This is a genomic window from Pedobacter psychrodurus (assembly GCF_032678585.1).
GTDB lineage: Bacteria > Bacteroidota > Bacteroidia > Sphingobacteriales > Sphingobacteriaceae > Pedobacter > Pedobacter psychrodurus_A.
On record NZ_JAVTSN010000017.1, the window covers coordinates 103,263 to 124,965 of the forward strand.

15 protein-coding genes are annotated in these 21,703 nt (G+C 37.5%); 2 read left to right on the plus strand and 13 right to left on the minus strand.

What is annotated here, in order from left to right; genetic code table 11:
• Positions 1-117: 117 nt before the first annotated feature.
• From R2S57_RS13275 to R2S57_RS13325, 11 genes are all read right to left on the minus strand, one after another.
• Positions 118-1,305 carry an ROK family protein gene (locus R2S57_RS13275; RefSeq protein ID WP_316845433.1) on the minus strand — a complete coding sequence of 396 codons (1,188 nt, stop codon included), beginning with the start codon at positions 1,303-1,305 and terminating at the stop codon, positions 118-120.
• 307 nt (positions 1,306-1,612) lie between these two features.
• Positions 1,613-2,569: a DUF5007 domain-containing protein gene (locus R2S57_RS13280; protein ID WP_316845434.1), complete on the minus strand. Its 957-nt coding sequence runs from the start codon at positions 2,567-2,569 to the stop codon at positions 1,613-1,615.
• A 20-nt stretch (positions 2,570-2,589) separates the two neighbouring features.
• Positions 2,590-3,255, minus strand: a complete 666-nt coding sequence (locus tag R2S57_RS13285; RefSeq protein WP_316845435.1) for a hypothetical protein — start codon at positions 3,253-3,255, stop codon at positions 2,590-2,592.
• A 32-nt stretch (positions 3,256-3,287) separates the two neighbouring features.
• Positions 3,288-4,739 (minus strand): RagB/SusD family nutrient uptake outer membrane protein, encoded by a 1,452-nt coding sequence (locus R2S57_RS13290; RefSeq protein ID WP_316845436.1) that lies wholly within the window; start codon positions 4,737-4,739, stop codon positions 3,288-3,290.
• A gap of 5 nt (positions 4,740-4,744) precedes the next feature.
• On the minus strand, positions 4,745-8,029 hold the full coding sequence (locus R2S57_RS13295) for a SusC/RagA family TonB-linked outer membrane protein (RefSeq protein ID WP_316845437.1): 3,285 nt from the start codon (positions 8,027-8,029) through the stop codon (positions 4,745-4,747).
• A 757-nt stretch (positions 8,030-8,786) separates the two neighbouring features.
• Positions 8,787-9,944, minus strand: a complete 1,158-nt coding sequence (locus tag R2S57_RS13300; RefSeq protein WP_316845438.1) for a peptide-N-glycosidase F-related protein — start codon at positions 9,942-9,944, stop codon at positions 8,787-8,789.
• A 256-nt stretch (positions 9,945-10,200) separates the two neighbouring features.
• A complete protein-coding gene (gene lepB, locus R2S57_RS13305; RefSeq protein WP_316845439.1) occupies positions 10,201-11,394 on the minus strand; it encodes a signal peptidase I in 1,194 nt (397 codons plus the stop codon).
• Positions 11,395-11,579: 185 nt separating this feature from the next.
• Positions 11,580-12,314, minus strand: coding sequence for a 4-hydroxy-tetrahydrodipicolinate reductase (dapB, locus tag R2S57_RS13310; protein WP_316845440.1), 735 nt, complete (start codon positions 12,312-12,314; stop codon positions 11,580-11,582).
• Positions 12,315-12,441: 127 nt separating this feature from the next.
• Positions 12,442-13,158 (minus strand): DUF5683 domain-containing protein, encoded by a 717-nt coding sequence (locus tag R2S57_RS13315; protein ID WP_316845441.1) that lies wholly within the window; start codon positions 13,156-13,158, stop codon positions 12,442-12,444.
• Positions 13,158-14,066 (minus strand): ParB/RepB/Spo0J family partition protein, encoded by a 909-nt coding sequence (locus tag R2S57_RS13320; RefSeq protein ID WP_316845442.1) that lies wholly within the window; start codon positions 14,064-14,066, stop codon positions 13,158-13,160. Before R2S57_RS13320 ends, R2S57_RS13315 begins: the two co-directional genes overlap by 1 nt.
• Before the next feature lie 7 nt (positions 14,067-14,073).
• The gene (locus R2S57_RS13325) at positions 14,074-14,877 is read right to left on the minus strand and encodes a ParA family protein (RefSeq protein ID WP_029280114.1); all 804 of its coding nucleotides are present in this window, start codon (positions 14,875-14,877) and stop codon (positions 14,074-14,076) included.
• Positions 14,878-15,057: 180 nt separating this feature from the next.
• Between R2S57_RS13325 and R2S57_RS13330 the strand changes: the two genes are divergently transcribed.
• Both R2S57_RS13330 and R2S57_RS13335 read left to right on the plus strand, forming a co-directional pair.
• Positions 15,058-15,579, plus strand: a complete 522-nt coding sequence (locus R2S57_RS13330; protein WP_316845443.1) for an NAD(P)H-dependent oxidoreductase — start codon at positions 15,058-15,060, stop codon at positions 15,577-15,579.
• Between the two features lie 972 nt (positions 15,580-16,551).
• The gene (locus R2S57_RS13335; protein WP_316845444.1) at positions 16,552-18,303 is read left to right on the plus strand and encodes an ATP-binding protein; all 1,752 of its coding nucleotides are present in this window, start codon (positions 16,552-16,554) and stop codon (positions 18,301-18,303) included.
• Positions 18,304-18,424: 121 nt separating this feature from the next.
• Here R2S57_RS13335 and R2S57_RS13340 read toward each other — a convergent pair whose 3' ends face one another.
• Together R2S57_RS13340 and R2S57_RS13345 are read right to left on the minus strand one after the other, a co-directional pair.
• Positions 18,425-18,901 (minus strand): acyl-CoA thioesterase, encoded by a 477-nt coding sequence (locus tag R2S57_RS13340; RefSeq protein ID WP_055912568.1) that lies wholly within the window; start codon positions 18,899-18,901, stop codon positions 18,425-18,427.
• A 438-nt stretch (positions 18,902-19,339) separates the two neighbouring features.
• Complete coding sequence (locus tag R2S57_RS13345; protein ID WP_316845445.1) at positions 19,340-21,484, minus strand: glycoside hydrolase family 97 protein; 2,145 nt, start codon at positions 21,482-21,484, stop codon at positions 19,340-19,342.
• Positions 21,485-21,703: the final 219 nt, after the last annotated feature.

Here is a 21,703-nt window from a genome sequence, read left to right on the forward strand (position 1 = left end):
GTTTAGGTTTAGATTAGTTAAAGGTGGTTCATTACGTGGTTCAATAGCTGTTCTTTATTTCCTCATATATTGCTTGTATTGGTTAAAATTTATTTTATAATTTATTATTAAGTTTCGTTATTCGAATAAGCTGTTTTCTACCATCAAACTTGCTGCAGCCAATAATTCAGCCTCATCCGTTAGGGTAGAAAACTTGATTTCAGTTTGTTCAGCAATCCTGGGAATACAAAATTCATTAATGGCCTGTTGTATTGGCGGAAGCAGCATTTTACCCGCTTTAGCACCACGGCCACTTAATACGATCCGTTCAGGATTCATGATGTGAATCAAAGTAGCAAGGCCTTTTCCAATCTGGAATGCAGCATCAGCTAAAATAGAAATAGACACGGGATCTTGTTTGATGACGGCATCTAAAAAATGATCAGCATGGCTTTTACTTTTATCTTTAAAAAGGGTTTTCAAACTGGTTTCTTCACCATTTTTCACCGCTGCTTCTGCTTTTTGCACCATTACCAAAAGAGAGGTTTCTACTTCCAGACAGCCCCGCTTACCGCAGGAGCACAAGGCATTCGAATTAGATAAGGGTATATGACTAAATTCGCCAGCATAACCGCTACTGCCCCGGTATAATTTTCCGTTAACAATCATCCCCAATCCTGTACCCCAGCCTATATTAACTACAAGTACATCCTTTAAATTTCTGGCTTCGCCAAAATTTAATTCAGCCAGGGCGATCAAACTCGAATCGTTATCGATATAAACAGGTAGACTTAACTTTTTAGAGAGATAATCTTGCAGACTTATTTCTTCTTCAACCTGCAAAAAAGAATAGTTCATGCCCTTTTCCGCATTCACAAAGCCAGGCATCCCAATGCCAATGCCCAATAAATGCGTTTTATTGATGTCTGATTTTTTAATACAATCTTCGATGAATGCGATCAAAGTATCGGCACTTTTATTTTCGGCCATATCCAGATCGATCACCTGGGTTGGTAAAACCTGATGATTGGATAAGTCGTATATGGTTAACCGGGTAGTTAACTGATCCATGGCTACCGCTACGATATACCTTTTGTAATTGGGGTTTAATAAAAAAATTAAAGGCCGGCGGCCACCGGTAGACGGGGCAAGCCCTTGCTCGATAATTAAGCCATCTTCGATTAATCCATTAACAGTTGAGGTAATCAACGGCAAGCTTTTTTTAGTGCGTTTGCTTAAATCAGTGAGCGATGACTTTTTTTTATAATAAAGCAGCTTAATGATGTCGGCTCGTAATCTCTGTGCTTTCTTAATAGTTGCTGACATTTGGGATTTGGTTTATATAAATTTATAAAAAAAATAAAAGAAATGCAATCTTTTTAAAATTTTTAAAAAGAAATCCAAAAACTCAAATAATATGTGGTAATCAGTCAGTCGATTTTAAATGCATTTTTTTTGATTACAGATTGATTTTAATAATAATCTGCAGTTACAATTTAAAAAAAACGACAATTTTCGATCTGAAAATTGCCGTTTTTACACTCTAAACCTATGTCAGTCAGCATTCGATTTATTCGAATATAAAAAAGTGACTATAGAGACGTCCTTCTTTACAAATACCAACATAAGAACATTATTGGTATTTTAACTTAACCACTATTTCCCATGTACCAGGTTCGAATATTGCAAAATCAAACCAATAGTTAAAATATTTTCCAATAGCGCTACTGTTATTATACATATCTATACGCTGCCCCCAGCTAGGAATGCCCTGTCCAGCTGGAAGACCACCAATAACAGGAATTGGCATTCCAGCTACCTCTATCTCTAATCTATCAGGAAACTCGGTATATTTTGTAGTTTTCTGTAAGCCCAAATTATGCCAATCCTTTAAATTAGGGTTTGCGGCGGTGCCATAATCATATCCCAATAGCGTTTTTGGGTCTATTGCTGTACCATCTTTTCTTAGCGTTCTAATAATTAATTTATTGCCGGCCGACTGCACTTTTGTAAACGTTACATCTAGGCCATCAATACCATCAACACCTGCAAATTGATAAGAATATGGCCCAGCAGGAGTAGTATTAACTCTTAATGCATTTTTAAAAACCTGCTCCCCAGATCTGTTCTTAATTTTGACATCAATAATATAGGTTCCTTTGGGAAATACAGCAACATTGGTTGCTTCGCCATAAATGAGTAATTGCCCATTCACAGGATTCATATCTATTGCAGGTCTATTTACTTTAGTTCTAATGGCATCTATTTGAGATAGTTCTGTTTCCAAACCCGTTGGCGTTCCTTTCCAAAAATATGTATCTACTTTGTAATTCATTAAATTTGTAAGTACATTCCCTAATGTATCGCGTATAGCATCAATACTACATTCAAGCGGCTTTGTAGATTCATCAGTGGATAAAGCTGGCGAGATATATAGCCCCCTACCCGTTACTACCGAAACCACAGGATTAGGATATTTTATAGCCGTGCTTAAATAGCCACTTTTATCACCGTCCTCATCACTTTTTTTACAAGCACTATTTGCGCAAAAAATAATTGCTGTTAAGAGCACTAAATATATTTTTTTCATATTAGTTTCCATTTATCAAACTATCTAATGTATTTTGTTTTAAAGCCTGCCGCAAAATTTGCACCAGGCTCCAGTACATGAATAGTACCATTTACCGTGATCAAATTATGTGTTTGTATCCTCGATACAAAATTAGCAGTATCAATTTTTGGAATTTTACGATGCTGATATTCCATTCTGTCAGCATCTATCCGGACTTGACTCCCAGGACTTGCGAGCCCACTTATCCCATTAATCAAAAGACTATCCCCTTGATTATCCTTATAATATTTGTTACCATCAAATACAGCTTCCTCTAATGAGATTCTTTTGCCGGTTACTATAAACCTATTCAATAATTTTTGAAGTGTATCAATCCCTATTTTATTGAGTGGCCTTACTTTTTGCCGATCATCTGGGTTAAATCTATTTTGAAATTTAATTACAGCTGAATTCGGGCATGCATAAAAGGTGATATTTGATTGATTAACCAATGCTTTAGAATTGGTGAGGTTGATAATTTTTATAAGGGAATCAAAATCATGTGTTGGACGACTTGCCAAAAAATCATAAACAGTCATATTTTTCTCTGCTGCTGATTGACCTGAAAGTCCTCCATCCACAAAATAATCATGCTTTTTACATGCAGTTATCATCAAACTGACAATAATAATACTAAGACTTATTTTAAAAGCTATATTTTTCATTTTCTGCTATTTAGTAGTTTAAAATATTAGGTTTACTGCCAAAAACTGTTCTGCGTAATAACAAAATTGCTTTTAGCAATAATACTCTGATCTATAGGCAATAGCCACGCTCCCCTCGCATACCAATTTGCATCAGTTATACGACTATATTTATCTAGTTTTCGAGTACGCACCAAATCAAAAAATATTTGTCCCTCACCTAATAGTTCTTTTCTTCGTTCTAATAAAATTGTATCTTGAATACTACCCCCACCTAAGTAGAGCGGAGCATAGGCCCTTTCTCTTACTTTGTTGAGCAATGTTATTGCCTCTGGAGTTCTATTGAGTTGGCTACTCGCTAAGGCTTCTGCTCTTAATAACATGATATCTGGTAAACGAGTAATTATAACGTTAGACTCATTAATATTTTTTGAAGTGGTATCTCCACTGGCCTGTAGCGTTCTATACTTACCAAGATAAGGATAGTTTGTACTCGTATAACCAAAAGTATTTGCCACAAACCAAGTTCTCAGCCTGGCATCTCTTACGCCCTTCGGGAACATTTGACTACGCATATCCGGAGGTGGAAACAGTAAAACCTGAGCACCTATACCACCATTATTATAGTATGGCAGGTGCATAGTTCTGTAGTAAATCCGATTCATTTGTACCTCTTTTAATGAAGCATCGTTATTTAGTTCAAAAATCCCTTCGCTTGTTTTACCTATAAAAATACTTATCAAATTGGTGGTATCTTTTACCATGGTGTATTGTCCGTTGGTAATCACGCTATCGCAAAGTTTTTCGCAAGATGAGTAATCTTGTTGCCATGCTTTTACATGTGCCTTAATAGCCCATGCCGCCCCTTTTGTAGCCCTTACGGCCCTATCGCCAGCATTATAAAATGGTTTTAAATTAGCTATGGCTATATCTAAATCCTTATTTATAAGCTGTAATACCTCTGTTTGAGGATTTCTTTTTATTATATCAATATCGATGCTTTTTAAATTGATAGGCACATCTCCCCAAAAACGAACTAAATAAAAATAAGAAAGAGCCCTTATAAAGCTTGCCTCGCCTAAATGCCTTTTTTTAGTTTCAGCATCGTAATTAGCAATCGTTGGTATTTTTTCTAAAATCAAATTACATTGTGAAATCACTTTGTAAAAAGAGCGCCAATCCCCTCCACCATTTGCTAGTAAAGAAGTTTGGGTATTACGTGGTATAGGTGTTTCTACAGCTACATTTACATTATCACTATAACTGGCAAATGTATTTGCTCTAACATCGTTAAATAAAAAGACTTTATCCGGCACGGCTATGCGTAAAAAACCATATGCCGCAGCTATACCTTTATCAATATCGGCACCGCTTGAGAATGCATTTTCTGAAGTTGGTAATTGTATTACATCAGGATTTAGTACCTTTTTACAAGAAAATGTAATACAAATGCACAATATTATAAATAACGTTGATTTTCTTTTAAGAAAGATTATATTTTTCATATGTTTTAAAATTCAAAATTAAAACCCAAATTATATTTTTTAGCAATGGGATAGCCGTTACCCTGATCATATCCGTAACTATTTACATTTTCCGGATCCACACCAGAATAATTTGTTAACAGAAATACATTATCAAGCCCGGCATAAACCCGTAATCTTCTAATCTTTAATTTCTGTAATAAGGTTGGGGAAAAATCATAACCAACGGTTATATTATTTAGTCTTAAAAAATTTCCATTTTCTAAAAACAACGAGGTATTACTGTCGTAATTTCCAACAAAATCATAGCTAGATTCTGCATAATAGCGCCACGGATTTAAAAGTGGGTATTTAGCATCAGTATTTGTTGGGGTCCAATAATCTAAATCAGATACATCTAATAAATTACTTTGTCCACCAGGATAATTCAAGTTATTACTTGCTGTCCAACTAACTGATTTTAAACGATCTAATAACACTTGATTATACACCTTATTACCTACCGAATAATTGAATTGCATGGATAACGATATATTAGAATTGTTTCTAAATTTATATCCAAAAGTATGTGAAAAACTTCCGTAAAATTTAGGGTTGGGATCACCCATATAAACTTTGTCGGCATCCCCTCTAGTTTGAATGATGTAATCACCATTAGCATCGTACAAATAAATATCACCAGCGCGATAAGGTTCTTGTGAAGCAAAGCCCAATCCAAATGGCTTCAATCTGGCACCGGTATAGGGGTTAATAGGAACATCGCCATCACTAGCAAAAACGCCTAGATATTTTAACAGATAAAATCCATTTAACGGTTTTCCTACCTCTAAATATGGATTCCCTGCTGTAAAACCTGTTCGGGTAATACTTCTACCAAAGTCAGGCAACTTAGTTAATATATTTTTATTTGTTGCGGCCATATAAGTAAAATTATACTGGAATTTACTCTCTGGCCGGGTAATATAGGCAGTAATGGTTGCTTCAATACCTGTATTCCTTACGGCACCGCTATTGATAAATCGTTTTGAATATCCACTTGTTGATGCCAGTGGATCTTCAAATAGAAATCCATTTTTTGTTTTATGATAATATTCGAATAAAGTACTAAGACGGCCTTTAAAAAATTGAGTTTCTAATGCAGCACCATAATCAGTACTTACTTGCCATGTCAAATTTGGAATAGGTAGTCCATTACCCCCATCGTAATTAGGTGCTAACAATGGCACACCATTATAAGTGTTATTTGTTGTAGTATAGCTACCATCACTATTTCGTATAGGCCCACTATTGTAAGCTCCTAGTGCCAAATAATTATCTTGGTATTGCTCTCCAGCCTTGCCATAACTTGCCCTCAGCTTACCAAACGAAAACCAATCGCCAATGTTCTTTTTGAAAAATCCTTCCTCAGTAAATACCCAGGCAGCAGAAAGCGATCCAAAATTCCCCCATTGGTTATCCTTTCCAAATTTCGATGAAGCATCTGCCCTTAGCGACCCTTGGAAGATATATTTTTGTTTGTAATCATAGGATAGCCTACCATAATAAGAAAGCAAGCCATAGGTAATACTGTTGGTAACTAATGTGATGTTAGCCTGTGGATAACCTTGAATAACCTGCTGAACATCGCTTGGCCCACCATAGCCAAAACCATATATATCATCATTCTTGTTTACATTTATCGAATTTCCTACAACAAAATCAAAAGTATGAGCATTAGCAAATTTGTGGTGTAACCTTACAAAATTTTCATTTAGCAAGTCTAATACCTCTCCCGAAGAATAAGATGCTGAAGATTTCCCATCAGTGTTAGTTACCGATGGATTAAATGATCTACTTCGATTAAATGTATAAGTAGCAGATCCCCGGGAAGTAATATTTAAAAACTTGGTAACATCATAACTACCTTCTAATGTTGCAATTACTTTTCTTGTTAAATTAATATTTACTCCCTTACGGTAAGCTTCTATAAAAGCATAATTATATTCGCTTGATGGACCAGGCCTGAAAGAACTCGAAAAATTGTTTCCAACTACTGCCGAACCAAAAGTTTCACCACGTTTTAAACTTGCATCTGTTTGCGATAAATTTACCCGACCAGTAATAGTTAGTGCTGTTGTAGGATTAAAAATACCATTATATGTTAAAGAATAGCTTTTAAACCCTGAACCAATTACTGTTCCACTCTCGTTATAATAGCCGGCACCTATTCTGTAACTACTATTATCGTTTGCACCACTAACACTTAAATTTACACTACCTAAGGTGGCATCTTTAAAATAAAGCTTTTGCCAATCGGTATTATTATTATAGTAGGTATTTAAACTATCGCTTAATTCAATAGGCATATCTGAGTATCCACCACCAACTTTGGAACCTCTATATAAATTATATAAACTAATCTTAAAGTCGCGTTCAGCCTTTCCACCTAACGTTTTACGCAATTCAGGATAATAAGAACCTCCAAATTGCGTATTTAAAGACACAATCGGTTTACCTATTTTGCCTCTTTTTGTTGTAATAACAATTACACCATTTGCTCCCCTCGAACCATAAATTGCTGTTGCAGATGCATCTTTTAAAACATCTACACTTTCTAAGTCATAAGGATTTATACCCGCTAAAACACTTGTGATAGACTGACGTGGGTTTGAAGGGTTAAACGCATCCTGATCTTGAGGAACACCGTCTATAATAAATAGTGGCGTGCTTACTACATTCGAATTGGCAGATAATGCAAAATTGGAAATTCCTCTAATCTGAATATTGCTTCGACCACCTGGTGTGCCACTGTTATTCTGAACCAATAAACCTGGAACGACTCCCTGCAATAAAGACTCTATAGAACCGCTAGGCCTGTTTTGTAATAGTTCGACTTTAACAGATGAGGTGGAAGTTGCGTTAAGCCGTTTACTTTGAGTACCATACCCTACAGATACTACCTCCTCTAATTGCGAGAAATCTTCCTCCAATATAATTCTCCATGATTGTTGTCCGGAAATTCTTACTTCTTTAGTTTTAAAACCAATGGATGAAAAAATTAAAACCTCACTTTCTTCTACATTTATGTTAAATGCGCCTTGCGCATTAGTTGAAGCAATTGGTTTTTTACCTTTTACTGAAATTGTTGTCCCTGGGATTGGCAATCCTTTAGAATCTAACACAACACCTTTTATAGGTACTTGAAAACTATTTAGTTCAAAGGCGGCTAAATCTAAATTTAGATAGTTTAAAGCTATAAATAATAAAAAAGCTATTCGCCAGGTACACGTAGGCCTTAGCATTAGCCAATTAGTTAGTATTTTTTTTTGCATATTCTTTTTTTGATTAGTTTGTTTGTTTTTTTACATGTGGTTTATTGATGAATTGTTTTATATCATAGGCAATTATTTAGTTAAAATCAGACATATAGCAAAGTACAAAACCCTCATTTACGAGGCTTTAATGTATCAACAAGAATAACTTTGTTACCTCTTTCATTAAAAAAGAAGTATGGGTAATAGGCTCGGCTTAATAAAAAGGGTATCGATTCAAATCGCACTTTCTTCCAAACATCAATATCAGTTTAGATACTGTGTTTACTTTACATATTCGATTTTTGTTGAAAGCAAAAAATAGCTTCGAACATCAAATTAAATATTCAGAAAGGTGGTAGATTTTCTCACAATTTGCACTGGCACTGGTTAGTTGGATAAATGGTTATAAATAATCAGGTATTTGTCTTACCAGCTCGCATAAAACTTTATCTCTTGTGACATTCGATTTAGTTAGGATCGAATTTTAGCACACAAAAAGCCAAATGATTTCTTGAAAGTTTTTTACTAATGGATGACATAACAAACTTACTAAAAAAAATTAAAAAATTACAAAACTTATTAATTTTTTTAAAAAGGTGATTTTAGCATAAAAAAGGCTTGCTTTAAGCAAGCCTTTTTTAAAAACTATTAATTATATTAATTGACTTCTAGACGTATTATGTGTGCATAGTTGCCACATTAAGCACTTATATGCGGGGTTTGTTCCCGCGCTGAATATTACAATAAAAATTTAGACTTTATCTAAACAAACTTATTAACGTCCCTGTACATAAACCGAATGCAAAATATTACCTTGTTTCTGATTAAATACTGCAGTTGGAACATCAATTCTAAAACTATGGTTACCAGCGGCCAGGTTACCAAGATTAATAACACGTGTCGGAATGGCATCTCCCGGACACCAATTGCTTGATGCAGCCCAGTCAGCAGTACTTCTAGGAAAAGCGCCATATATGAAATTAGCCTGTGTATTATATTGTCGGTATGGTTCGCATGATTTTCCACCCGGTTTATAGGTCAGTTTTAGCACATTATCAAAATAGATATTGTGATCTCTCCGGTTATATTCTTCCCCACCGCTGTTGGCTCCATGCGCAGAAGTAATGAGGTATAATTTGGCATCTGTGATTGCCGAGGTTAAATTAACAGTATAGGTTTTTTTGGAAGTACCAATCTGATCGGTATTGCTTGCTGTATAATTATCCAATTGTTTATTGTTTGCTATGGGTACCATTTGTACTACAGTTGCAGGATCCGTTCCACCAGATTTGTTGATAAATTCGACTGTACCATACGCTGTTTCATTATGGCCACTACAGCCAGCTATTTCAGTATTTGCAGTGTAGGGAACACCAAATACACTAAATACCACATAAATATCATAAGTAGAGCGCCAATTTCCATCACGTAAAAGATTAGCAACATTATCTGTACTAAAAAGATAGGGTACCAGACTTGGTGTTTTGTTCTTATCCATAAATGGCGTAATAAAACGCCCCACTTCGATATGCTTCCCAATACTCTCGCTAAAAGCCGTATTTTTAGGAATAAAACTTAAGCCTACAAATCCGATCCGATCATAATTATCGCAATAAGGTGTAATACTTACTTTAATATCTAAACTGTTAGAAAGCTTGGAAAGATCGGTAGCCGTTAACTTTTTGACGTACTTGGCATTCGAAACCCTTATTATTCCTGCCGGCACAGGGGTAGTTACAGTTGCGGCGTAACCATCATAAAATAGAATTTGATCGAATACCTTGAAAGTATTAGGTGCTGCGGCCGGCGTAGTGGCCAGCGCTAAAGTTGCATTTTTAGAAAGCGATATCTTTTCGCTCTCTACATTTTCATGCCTTTTGCACGAAACCAGCAATAACGTTATTGCTGAAAACATTAACATTTTGTTTTTCATAATGGATAGACTTTGGTTAGAAATTTGACTAGTTATCTTTCGCCATGATTCATAAGTAGTAGAAAATCAAGACTTAAGCATAAATAAATATAACTATAAAATTTAAAGTTTCTAATTATTTTAAAAAGAAATATAATCTTTATAATAAAATAAAAATACCATTACAGCAAACATTCATTTAAATTGATGGCATGATCAGACAAAAAAGGGCGAATAATCTTCGATTATCCGCCCTTTTAAAAGAATTATATCTTTACTAGTGAATCCCCATAAACAATCTGCTCCATCTTATTTTATGCAAGAAAGATGCTGTACTGTCCCAGCTCATCCAAACAAATAAGGCTTTGCCTACAATATGGTCTTCCGGTACAAAACCCCAGTACCGCGAATCGGCTGAATTGTGGCGGTTATCACCCATCATCCAGTAATAGTCCATTTTAAAAGTATAGGTAGTGGCTACTTGATCGTTAATGTACCAAACACCAGCTTTTTGTTCTACTTTGTTTCCTTCGTAAGTTCTGATGGCCCTATAATAAAGCGGCATGGTATTGCTATCGATTTTAACCGTCCATCCTTTCGACGGGATTTTAACCGGGCCAAAATTATCCCTGTTCCAAACACGGTTCGGATCGTTAGGGAAAACACCTCCCTGAACAGCACCGGGTGCATCAGGACTTAGGGTTACCGATTTTACAAAATCAAAAGTTTTCAGCTTATCGGCGATTTCCGGTGAGGCATCAACTACATAAGTATTCGCAGCTTCCGCTGGTGTATTGCCCAGGTTTAGGTTAAACTCATCAAGCGCGGCGTAGTTAAAATCCATGGTCTTAAATACGATACGGTAAGGCATCATACCGGTATTTTTTAAAGGCTCAGGTTTAGCATTTACGCTGGCAATGCCATTGCTCATCGAAATCACATCACCCGGAATACCAATACAGCGTTTAATAAAGTTTTCGCGCTTATCTACTGGTCTGTCAATAATGGTATAGGTACTTCTCACCTGTTCGCGGCCCATGGTACGAACGAGATTGTAATAACTATCTGCCTGATTTTCAACAGCAACCGTATCGCCTTCAGGGAAGTTGAATACCACTACATCATTTCTTTTAATTTTGGATAAACCTGGCAAACGGTGATATTTCCACTGTACACCATCCCAATACGCTTTGGTTGATGTAGTTAAAGGCATAGTATGGTGGGCAAAAGGAAAGGCCACTGGTGTCATCGGGATACGTGCACCATAATTCACCTTGCTTACAAAAAGAAAATCTCCAATCAATAAAGACCTCTCCATTGAACCCGATGGAATGGTATACGCTTCTATAAAAAATACACGGATGATGGTTGCGGCTACTACTGCAAAAACAATCGCATCTACCCATTCGCGGGTTTTGGTTTTTTTCTTTCTTGGGGCATCCTTTTTCTTCTGCCAGAATTTGTAATTCATATATCTTAATTTTGGTTTGCGATCAATTTAATCGGTTACCTGTTATCTGTATTTCCTTAGGTGTGATTTCACAGATTGCGTGATTTCACAGATTTATTTCCTTTTAAGTAGCTCTTCGTGTTAATCGTTTAATTGTATTAACTGGTCAACTACAAATTGCCAACAGTTAACTAAAAACTATTTTTCTACTCAAAAATATCAGTAATGTTGAAAAATCCCTTTTTATCTTTCAACCATTCTGCGGCCACAACTGCGCCTAATGCAAAACCAGCTCTATTATGAGCCGTGTGCTTGATTTCGATTTCATCGACTTCACTGCTGTAAATTACCGTATGCGTGCCCGGAATATTTTCTATCCTGTGCGATTCTATCAATAATTGTTCAGCTTTCGGAAACAATTCTACATCTGTTCCTACTACCTCGTTTAACCACTCCTGTTTTCTTTCCAGGTTATCTACAATGCCTTCGGCTAGCGTAATTGCCGTACCACTTGGTGCATCTAACTTCTGGGTGTGGTGAATCTCTTCTACCTGTACCTCATAAGCGGGATAATTGTTCATCAGTTTGGCCAAAGTTTGATTGAGCTTAAAGAACAGGTTTACGCCAATACTAAAGTTAGACCCATACAGCAAAGTATTGTTACTGTTGTTGCAGTCGTCTTTCACTTCTTGCAGTTTGCCATACCAACCGGTTGTACCTACCACTACCGGAACATTGGCATCAAAACAGGCATCGATATTTTTCAAAACCGAATCCGGCGTACTGAAATCAATCGCCACATCTGCTAATTTTAAATTTTGCCGGGTTAAATCTTCCTGATTATCGATTGCTATTTTTAAAACGACTTCGTGACCGCGTTCATGTGCAAATTTTTCGATAATCTGCCCCATTTTGCCATAACCTAAAAGCGCAATTTTCATTTCTATATATTTATTTCAGTTCTTATTATTGTATTAATTGCCGTTGAAACACCTTTGGTGGTTTAAAGGTAATAAAACCATCAAGATTTCATATTGATAATCAAGAAATCATTTATGGTTTCATTTATTAAAAGGTTAAGGACAGTTTTAATGCTGGTGCAGCGTTAAAGCCATACATGGTACTGGAGTTGATCACTGATGGCATCACCTTAAAAGAAAGATCATTATCGATATTAAAGAAATGAAGGCGTGCAGCCACGTAAGCATCAACAATATTGGCGGCATAAAGTAAACCGTAAGAGAAAAGTACAATCTGGCCGTTCCGTTTATAAAGGCTCTTGCCATCCAATATACCCTGATCGGTATGCTGTGTTAAATCCAGTTTCTTTCCGGGATTTTGCTCCCGATATTGTGCCTCGGCCAAAAAACGGCTATAATTTTTTCTACTATCAAGATAGGATAAGGTGAGCACAGTAGCACCACCATAAATGGCCACAATTTTACCGCCGGTATACAATTTCTGTAATACCTGACTTTTGCCTGCCCTTGTACCATAACCATCGCTAAGCAATTGTATATTGTACAACTGCCCCCAGCCTGGGATCAGCATCGATCTAAAAACGGCTTTCCTACCTGCAACCTTACCAGGGTTTACGTATTTGGCCTTCATCGAATCCTTTCTGGTCAATGGTTTTTTGGCCGCGGTATCTAACGATTTGGATAATTTAATTTTTTTCGAGGTATCAACAGGCTTTAATACAGAATCCTTTACCTGCGCTGAGGTAAGGTTTACAAGAAAAAATGTAAATGCAGCAACCAGTATTAAAAGCTTAGTCTTTTGCATTACCAGTCTAATAACTCTAAAATCCTGTTTAAGTCGTCATCGCTCATAAAAGGAATTTCGATTGCACCTTTACCATTCTGAGCCACTTTTAACTTTACGCGGGTAGCAAATTTAGAAGCCAGATCGTCCTGTAGTTTTTGGTACTGAAAAGAAACACCTTTTACCTTGGGTTTCTCGGTAGCCTGTAAAGGTACATGTTGTAGGTTGCGCACAATTTCTTCAACTTTACGAACCGACAAACCCTTTTCTAAAATCTCCTGGTGGATGTACAATTGTTTGTCCACACCTTCTACATTAATCAAAGCTCTTGCGTGGCCCATCGTGATTTTCTGATCACGGATAGAAGCCTGTATAGCCGGTGGCAATTTCAACAAACGCAGGTAATTGGTCACCGTTGTACGGTTTTTACCTACACGTTCGCCTAACTGTTCTTGTTTTAAACCTACCTCGTCAATCATCCGTTGAAAACTCAAGGCTACCTCAATGGCATTTAAATTTTCGCGCTGAATATTTTCGATCAGGGCCATTTCCAACATCTGTTGGTCGTTGGCACTGCGGATATAAGCAGGTATCTGTGTTAAACCAGCTAGTTTTGAAGCCCTGAACCTACGTTCGCCCGAAATTAACTGGTATTTATTTGCGCCCAATTTCCTAACGGTAATCGGCTGGATTAGACCCTGTATTTTTATCGAATCGGCCAGTTCGTTTAAAGCAACCTGATCAAATTCGGTACGTGGCTGAAATGGATTGGTTTCAACTTCAGTTAAACTTACGTGACTGATATTGCCAATCTGCTCGGTTTCGCTAACAGCATTTACCTGCTGTTTCGGCGGATGAGAAGATTCGCTATCATCTAAAAGCGCACTTAACCCTCTTCCTAAACCTGTTTTTCGCTGAAAAGATGTCATCTATAATTTATAAAGTTGCTGTTCCAATGTTTTCTTCTTCCTTTAACAGGCCGTTTTTCTTCACAATTTCGCGGGCAAGGTTAAGGTAATTAATCGCGCCCTTGCAATTGGCATCGTGCATAATTACCGAAACGCCATAACTTGGTGCCTCACTCAAACGTGTATTTCGTTGTATAATGGTATCAAAAACCAATTCATGGAAATGCGTTTTAACCTCTTCAACCACCTGGTTAGATAAACGTAAACGCACATCGTACATGGTAAGTAAAATACCTTCAATCTCGAGGTCAGGGTTTAAACGGTTCTGAACAATTTTTATGGTATTTAATAATTTACCCAAACCTTCCAAAGCGAAATACTCGCATTGAACCGGAATAATAACCGAATCGGCAGCCGTTAAAGCATTGATGGTAATTAAACCCAAAGATGGAGAACAATCGATGATGATGAAATCATACTGATCTTTGATTTTCTCCAAAACCGCTTTCATTTTATACTCGCGGTTGTTGAGGTTAATCATCTCAATTTCCGCACCTACCAGATCGATGTGCGCAGGAAGTAAATCTAAATTCGGGGTATCTGTTTTCTGAATCGCCTGTAAAGGGTCAATATCATTAATGATACACTCGTAAATACTATCTTTAATGTTCCGGGGATCGAAACCGATACCTGAAGTTGAATTTGCCTGAGGATCAGCATCAACCAGTAAAGTTTTGTATTCTAATACGGCCAAACTCGCAGCCAGGTTTATAGAGGAAGTTGTTTTACCAACACCACCTTTTTGATTTGCTAATGCAATAATTTTGCTCATCTATGTATCCGAAATTTACGTAACGTTTATTTGGGCTGTGTTATTTATGCGTTTTAATTGGCAAAAAGTTCTATTTTTGCATTGTTTACGGCCTTTTTCACAATCAGCTAAGATACAAACTATATGGCAATTTTAGCAAGAAGCGCATTTGGGTTTTACACATCTTATTAACAATTATCCATGATCACAATTATAGCCGCTACGAACAGGCCCAATAGCAATACGCTAAAAGTTGCCAAATATTACCAAAGGCAACTAAAAGAAAAAAGCGTTGCTGCTCATTTGTTCAGCTTGGAGCACCTCCCTATCGATGTACTGAATACGGATATGTACGGCAAAAGATCGGAAGCCTTTCAGGAAATCCAGAATATGATCTACCAAACTGAGAAGTTTTTGTTCATTATGCCCGAGTACAACGGAAGCTATCCTGGTGTGCTAAAAGTGTTAATCGATGCCTGTAATTTCCCTGATAGTTTTTATGATAAAAAAGCAGCGCTGGTTGGTATTTCTTCTGGTAAATATGGCAACATCCGTGGTGTAGATCATTTTACAGGTGTTTGTCACTATATCCATCTCCATATTTTACCCCTCCGTTTACATATTCCGAATATTAAAACAGAATTGGATGCCGAAGGTAACTTTATCCAGGCAGATACGATCAAGTTTACCAACGAGCAGATAGATAAATTTATCAACTTTTAATAAAAACATCTTTCTATCTAAAAAACAGTTTCATAACCCGCAAAAGATTACAGGGCCGTCCCAGCAGGACGATTTCCTGGTAGCCAATTGCAAAATTGGCGTTTTCGTTCCTTAGGAACATTTGGTGTTTTAAACAAGAATATATCTACCGGCCGCGCCACCTAAATCCTTGCCCGTTACAGACGGGTGATGAAAGCGGCATGCAGTATGGCGTACAGCGGGACCGCATTGCCCCAAATGTTACCGGGTTTGCTTTCCGAAAAAAAAAATCTATTCTTCATTTGAAAAGCAAAACCTGTATTTCATAGCAGCGCTTGTCCCTACTCTCCGCTTTACTCCGTTGCACTGCGTGTTCGCTGCGATCAGGTTTAGGAACAAAAGAAAGTGCCATGACCTTAAAACCTTGAGTGATATTAAATTTTTATGTTCAGACACCTGCAACCCCAAATCTTATTACCGGCCGCGCCAATTAACCCCCTGCCCGTTGCAGGCGGGCGATGGAAGCGGCACGCAGTATAGCGTACAGCGGGACTGCATTATCCTAAACTCCACCGAACCTGATTTCCAAAAAATAAAAAGCTAAAATTTGTTTTTGAAAATTAAAACCTCTGTTTTCATAGGAAGACTTCTCCGACTTCAGCCTCCAAAACAACATTTCAAAATGGCAAAAAGCCTTCCAAAATGGAAAGATTTTTTGCGCCCAAAAAACACAAAAATATCCTATCTAATTAAAAAACAATAACTTAAACACCAACACTTTTCATTGGCATTACAATTGACAATACGCAAAGCAGATGTAATTTATTTATGTAGTGTTTACATAAATTAGTTAAATAAGAAACAGATCTAATTAAACCATATTTTTACTACAAAACCACAAAGGTAAACTGAAGAACAAGCAAAAACCAACGCAATAACTTTGCATTTCTTTGCGAAAAACTTTCCGTCCTTTGCGGTTAAACTAAGAAAGTCATGAAAATCAAAACCAAGCTCCGCCTCGGATTCGGGTTTCTTTTTATAATCGTATTATCCTTCGGCTTGATCGCGCTCTTTTACTTAAACGAGCTGTCTGACAAATCGAAGGTAATCCTTAAAGACAACTACAAATCCCTAAAATACGTTGCTGCCATGCGCAATGTAATCGACCAGCATGCTTTTCCTTTAAATGCTCCGCAAGTGGCCATATTTACCGAAAACCTCAAAAACGAAGGTAAAAACATCACCGAGCCAGGCGAAAAAATAGCTTTTCAGAAATTAGAAACAGCTTTTAAAATGCTTAACAGTTCGCAATCGGCAATTATAAAAGAAAACAGCATTAACGATTTACGTGTGGCTTTTCAAAATATTGAACAGGTGAACATGAAAGCCATTTACGACAAAAATGAACTGGCCAATGAAGCTTCCTCAAGGGCAAACCTGTATATCATGATTGCCGCTACCTTGAGTTTTATTATCCTGTTTACCTTCATCGTCAACTTTCCTGGCTTTGTGGCCAATCCTCTTGCCGAATTTAGCGCGGCCATTAAACAGATCAGTCGCAAAAATTATAAACAGCGCCTGCATTTCGAAAACGATGATGAGTTTACCGAACTGGCCGATTCTTTTAACGGCATGGTAGTGAAACTTAACGAATGGGAAAATAGCAATTTATCAAAGATCAAATCTGAAAAATCGCGTATTGAGGCGATTATTGCGCAGATGCAGGATGCCATCATCGGGCTGAATGAAAAAGGTGAAGTATTGTTTTTAAATCACCTGGCCGCAAAGCTGATGAGCCTTGATGAAGAAAAGGTTGTTGGGCAGAACGTGGCAGAACTGATGCAGAAGAATCAGCTGTTAAAACGAATCATCAAACCAGAAACAGCAGATAATACCTTAAAAATCTATGCCGACGACAAAGAATCATATTTCCTGTTAGAGAACCGCGAAATTATTATTCCGAATTACGAAGAGCAGGAAGAAAAAACATTATTTGCATCTTCAAAATCGGCCGGAAGTGTCTACACTTTAAAAAACATTACCCAGTTTAAAGAACTCGATGAAGCCAAAACGAATTTTATCGCTACTGTTTCGCACGAGTTAAAAACGCCTTTATCATCCATCAAAATGAGTTTGAAACTGCTTAATGATACACGTGTAGGTGATATGAATGAAGAACAGCACGAGCTGCTGAACCACATTAAAGAAGATAGCGACAGGCTTTTGAAAATTACCAGCGAACTTTTAGACCTTTCGCAGGTGGAAACCGGCAATTTAAAGCTCAGCTTTGCCCTAACCAAACCCGAAGAAATTGTTCGATATGCCATCGATGCCGTTAAATTTCAGGCCGAACAAAAATCAATTGACCTTGTGCTCAACTGTGATGAGAATTTACCTCATGTGAATGCCGATATACAGAAAACGGCCTGGGTATTGGTTAACTTTTTATCCAACGCACTGCGTTATAGTTCAGAAAAATCGAAGGTAATGATTGATGTTTTTCAGAAAGATAAATTTATAGAATTCTCAGTACGCGATTTCGGGAAAGGAATTGATGAGAAATACCAGAAAAGATTATTCGACAGGTATTTCCAGGTACCTACTGACGGGCAGAATAAATCGGGCTCTGGATTGGGACTGGCCATTTCTAAGGATTTTATAGAAGCAGAACAAGGGAAAATATGGGTGGTAAGTGCCATTGGCGAAGGCAGTAAATTTTGTTTTAGTTTACCAGTTGTTGATTAGGTTCTGTTTTTTACCGCAAAGAGCGTAAAGTTTTACGCAGAGGACGCAGAGAAAAAATGTAAGGTGGATAATGGAAAATGGACGATAAGCTATCGTATCACCAAACGCCACCCACCCAGCGCTAAACGATATACGGCTCCATTTCCTTATCGATGCTTTTTCGCAATTCCATTAGTTTAATGGCATAACCATGCATCGCAATTTCCTTTTCGGTTTTTGGTTTAAAAGCTGGGATCGGTTTTGGCTGTCCGTCGTCATCTACAGCAACAAAAACAATAATACAGTGGGTATTTTTTACAAAATCAGTTTGCCCAACAGGTTTCGAAAAGGCATCAACCGCAATATGCATACTGGTTTTACCCGTGTAAATAATGCGTGCTTCCATTTTAACCAGATGGCCGATATGAACGGGATGAAAAAACCTGATCCCACCCACATAAACCGTTACACAATACGTTTGGCTCCATTGTAAGGCACAGGCAAAAGCAGCCTGATCGATCCACTTCATCATCATTCCCCCATGTACCTTACCACCATAATTGACGTCGGAAGGTTCGCTTAAAAATTGAAGTTCGATGTGGTTTTTGGTTCTGGGCATGGTGATACGGCTTGATTTAATGGTTTTGCTAAGATATTATAAAATAAGATAGAATAAAAGAAACGTGTAGGTGGATGTTATCATCTGACACCACAGCATATTTTAACCACAGATATACAGGATACACACAGATAGGGAGTTTTAATATGTGTTCATCTGTGTCCATCAGTGGCAAAAAACTGGCAACAAAAAGCGCAATACTCGTGCAGTCAGATGTTACCATCTGACTGATAGATAATTTAGTGTCAGTTGGTAACAACAGACACCACAGAATACTTAACCACTGATAAAAAGGATAAACACAGATAGGGAGTTCTAATCTGTGTTCATCTGTGTCCATCAGTGGCAAAAAACTAACAACAAAAATGTCGTAGCGAGATGCTACGACTAGAAATATTTAATCTGTGTTATCTGTGGTAAGAAACTGACACCACAAAATTATTTAGCCATAATGCTAATCGCATAGCCCCCTCCGGGTGCACAATATTGGGTTAACTTGGTTTTACTGGTTACCTCCATTTTGCGAATGGTATACGCTTTAGGATTGGTTTCGTAATTGGCATCCTTAGCATCTGCATAAATGGTTGCCGTATATTTTTTACCAGGATCTAAAAAGCTGAAATCAATTTTAGAGGTACGCGCTTCTTCATCATTGGTACGGCCAACAAACCAGTTGTTTTTACCTTTTGCTTTACGCGCGAAAGTAATGTAATCGCCAGGTTCAGCTTCCAAAACTTTGGTATCGTCCCAATCTACAGCCACATCTTTAATAAACTGAAAAGCATCCATGTATTTATTATAGGTTTCAGGCAAATCGGCAGCCATTTGTAAAGGACTATACATTGTTACGTAAAGTGCCAGCTGTCGGGCCAATGTACTGTGTACAAAGGAAGTATTTTCAGGATTATATGCACTTACTTTCGTTTCGAAGATACCAGGTGTATAATCCATCGGTCCGCCGATTAAACGTGTAAAGGGCAAAATGGTGGTATGATCGGCATTGTTACCGCCAAAAGCTTCATACTCCGTGCCTCTTGCCGATTCATTTCCGATTAAGTTCGGATAAGTACGTGCCAAACCTGTTGGGCGGACCGCCTCATGCGCATTCACCATAATTTTATATTCGGCCGCTTTTTGTACAGCATACAGGTAATGGTTGTTTAACCATTGGCCATAATGGTGCTCTCCCCTTGGGATCATATTGCCTACGTAACCGCTTTTTACGGCATCGTAGCCATTGGCTTTCATAAATTTATAAGCGGTATCTAAATGGCGTTCATAATTACGTACCGATGAAGAAGTTTCGTGGTGCATGATCATTTTAATGCCTTTGCTTGCTGCATAACGGTGCAATTCTTTTACATCAAAATCAGGATATGGCGTTACAAAATCAAAAACATAATCTTTTGTTTTACCAAACCAATCTTCCCAACCTTCATTCCAACCTTCAACCAAAACAGCATCTAAGCCGTTTTTAGCCGCGAAATCGATATATTCTTTTACGTGTGCGGTATTTGCGGCATGTTTCCCATTAGGTTTTGTTTTCGAATAATCGGTTACACCCAATTGTACACTGGTTAAATCGTTATAAGCCCAGGTGCTTTTACCCGTGATCATTTCCCACCAAACACCAACGTATTTTGTGGGTTTGATCCACGATACATCTTTAAATTTTGTTGGTTCGTTGAGGTTGTAAGTGAGTTTGGAAGTTAAAATATCTCCGGCTCTATCGCTCACAATAATGGTGCGCCATGGTGATACACAAGGTGCCTGCATATAGCCTTTATCGCCAATGGCATCAGGCGTTAACCACGATTCTAAAACCATGTTTTTATCATCAAGATTTAGCGACATTAAGGAATAATTGATCAAAGCCGCCTCATGGATATTGATATACAAACCATCTTTACTTTTCATCATCAAAGGTGTTTGTAAACCCGTTGGAGAAAAAGTGGTTTGCGATGCATTTGGCGTTACTGCAGCTTTCATTTTAGCCCGAACTTCCGATAAATTTGAAGTTACCGTACTGTACTCCTGCGTATCATAATCGCCCGGAAGCCAAAATGCTTTATGATCACCAGCCAGGGCAAACTGCGTTTTCTCCTCTTTGATCACGAAATAATCCAGGTTTTTCTGTTCAGGAAATTCATACCTAAAACCCAAACCATCGTTAAACAAGCGCAAACGCACAATAATATAACGATTGCTTTCTTTTTGAGTCAGTGTTACAGCCAGCTCATTATAATGGTTTACAATTTCTTTTACCTCACCCCAAACCGGTTTCCAGGTTTCGTTAAAAGTGCTTGTTTTGATATCAGTTATCGTAAAACCACTCATTAAAGATTTACCATCTTTAAGTTCAAGCCCCAGCTTGCTGATTTTAATAACGTCTTTTCCTTTGTACTTTAAGCTATAGATAGGTACTCCCCCTTCAGCCAAAGCAAAGCTAGCCACCAGATTGCCATCCGGCGACTTCAAACCCTCTCCGGGAACGTTCCCGAAAACATTCCCAAAAAATAGCAAAGCGCATATTAAAGTAAGGATTTTAGAGCGGTTAAAGGATTGGTTAGATTTCTTATTCATGTTATATTTATATATTGTTATTACTATTTATACCACATTATAAATGCAGGTTTTCGTTTGTTCAACACTGAAAAGTTATTTAATAAATACATATCATATCAAGCGATAAGCAAATTGATTATAATTAGATGTAAATTGTACCGCTTCAGATACTGATCCAGTCAAAAGTATTCTCCAGACCTCACAGGTTTTCCAAACCTGCGAGGTCTAAAATCGAAG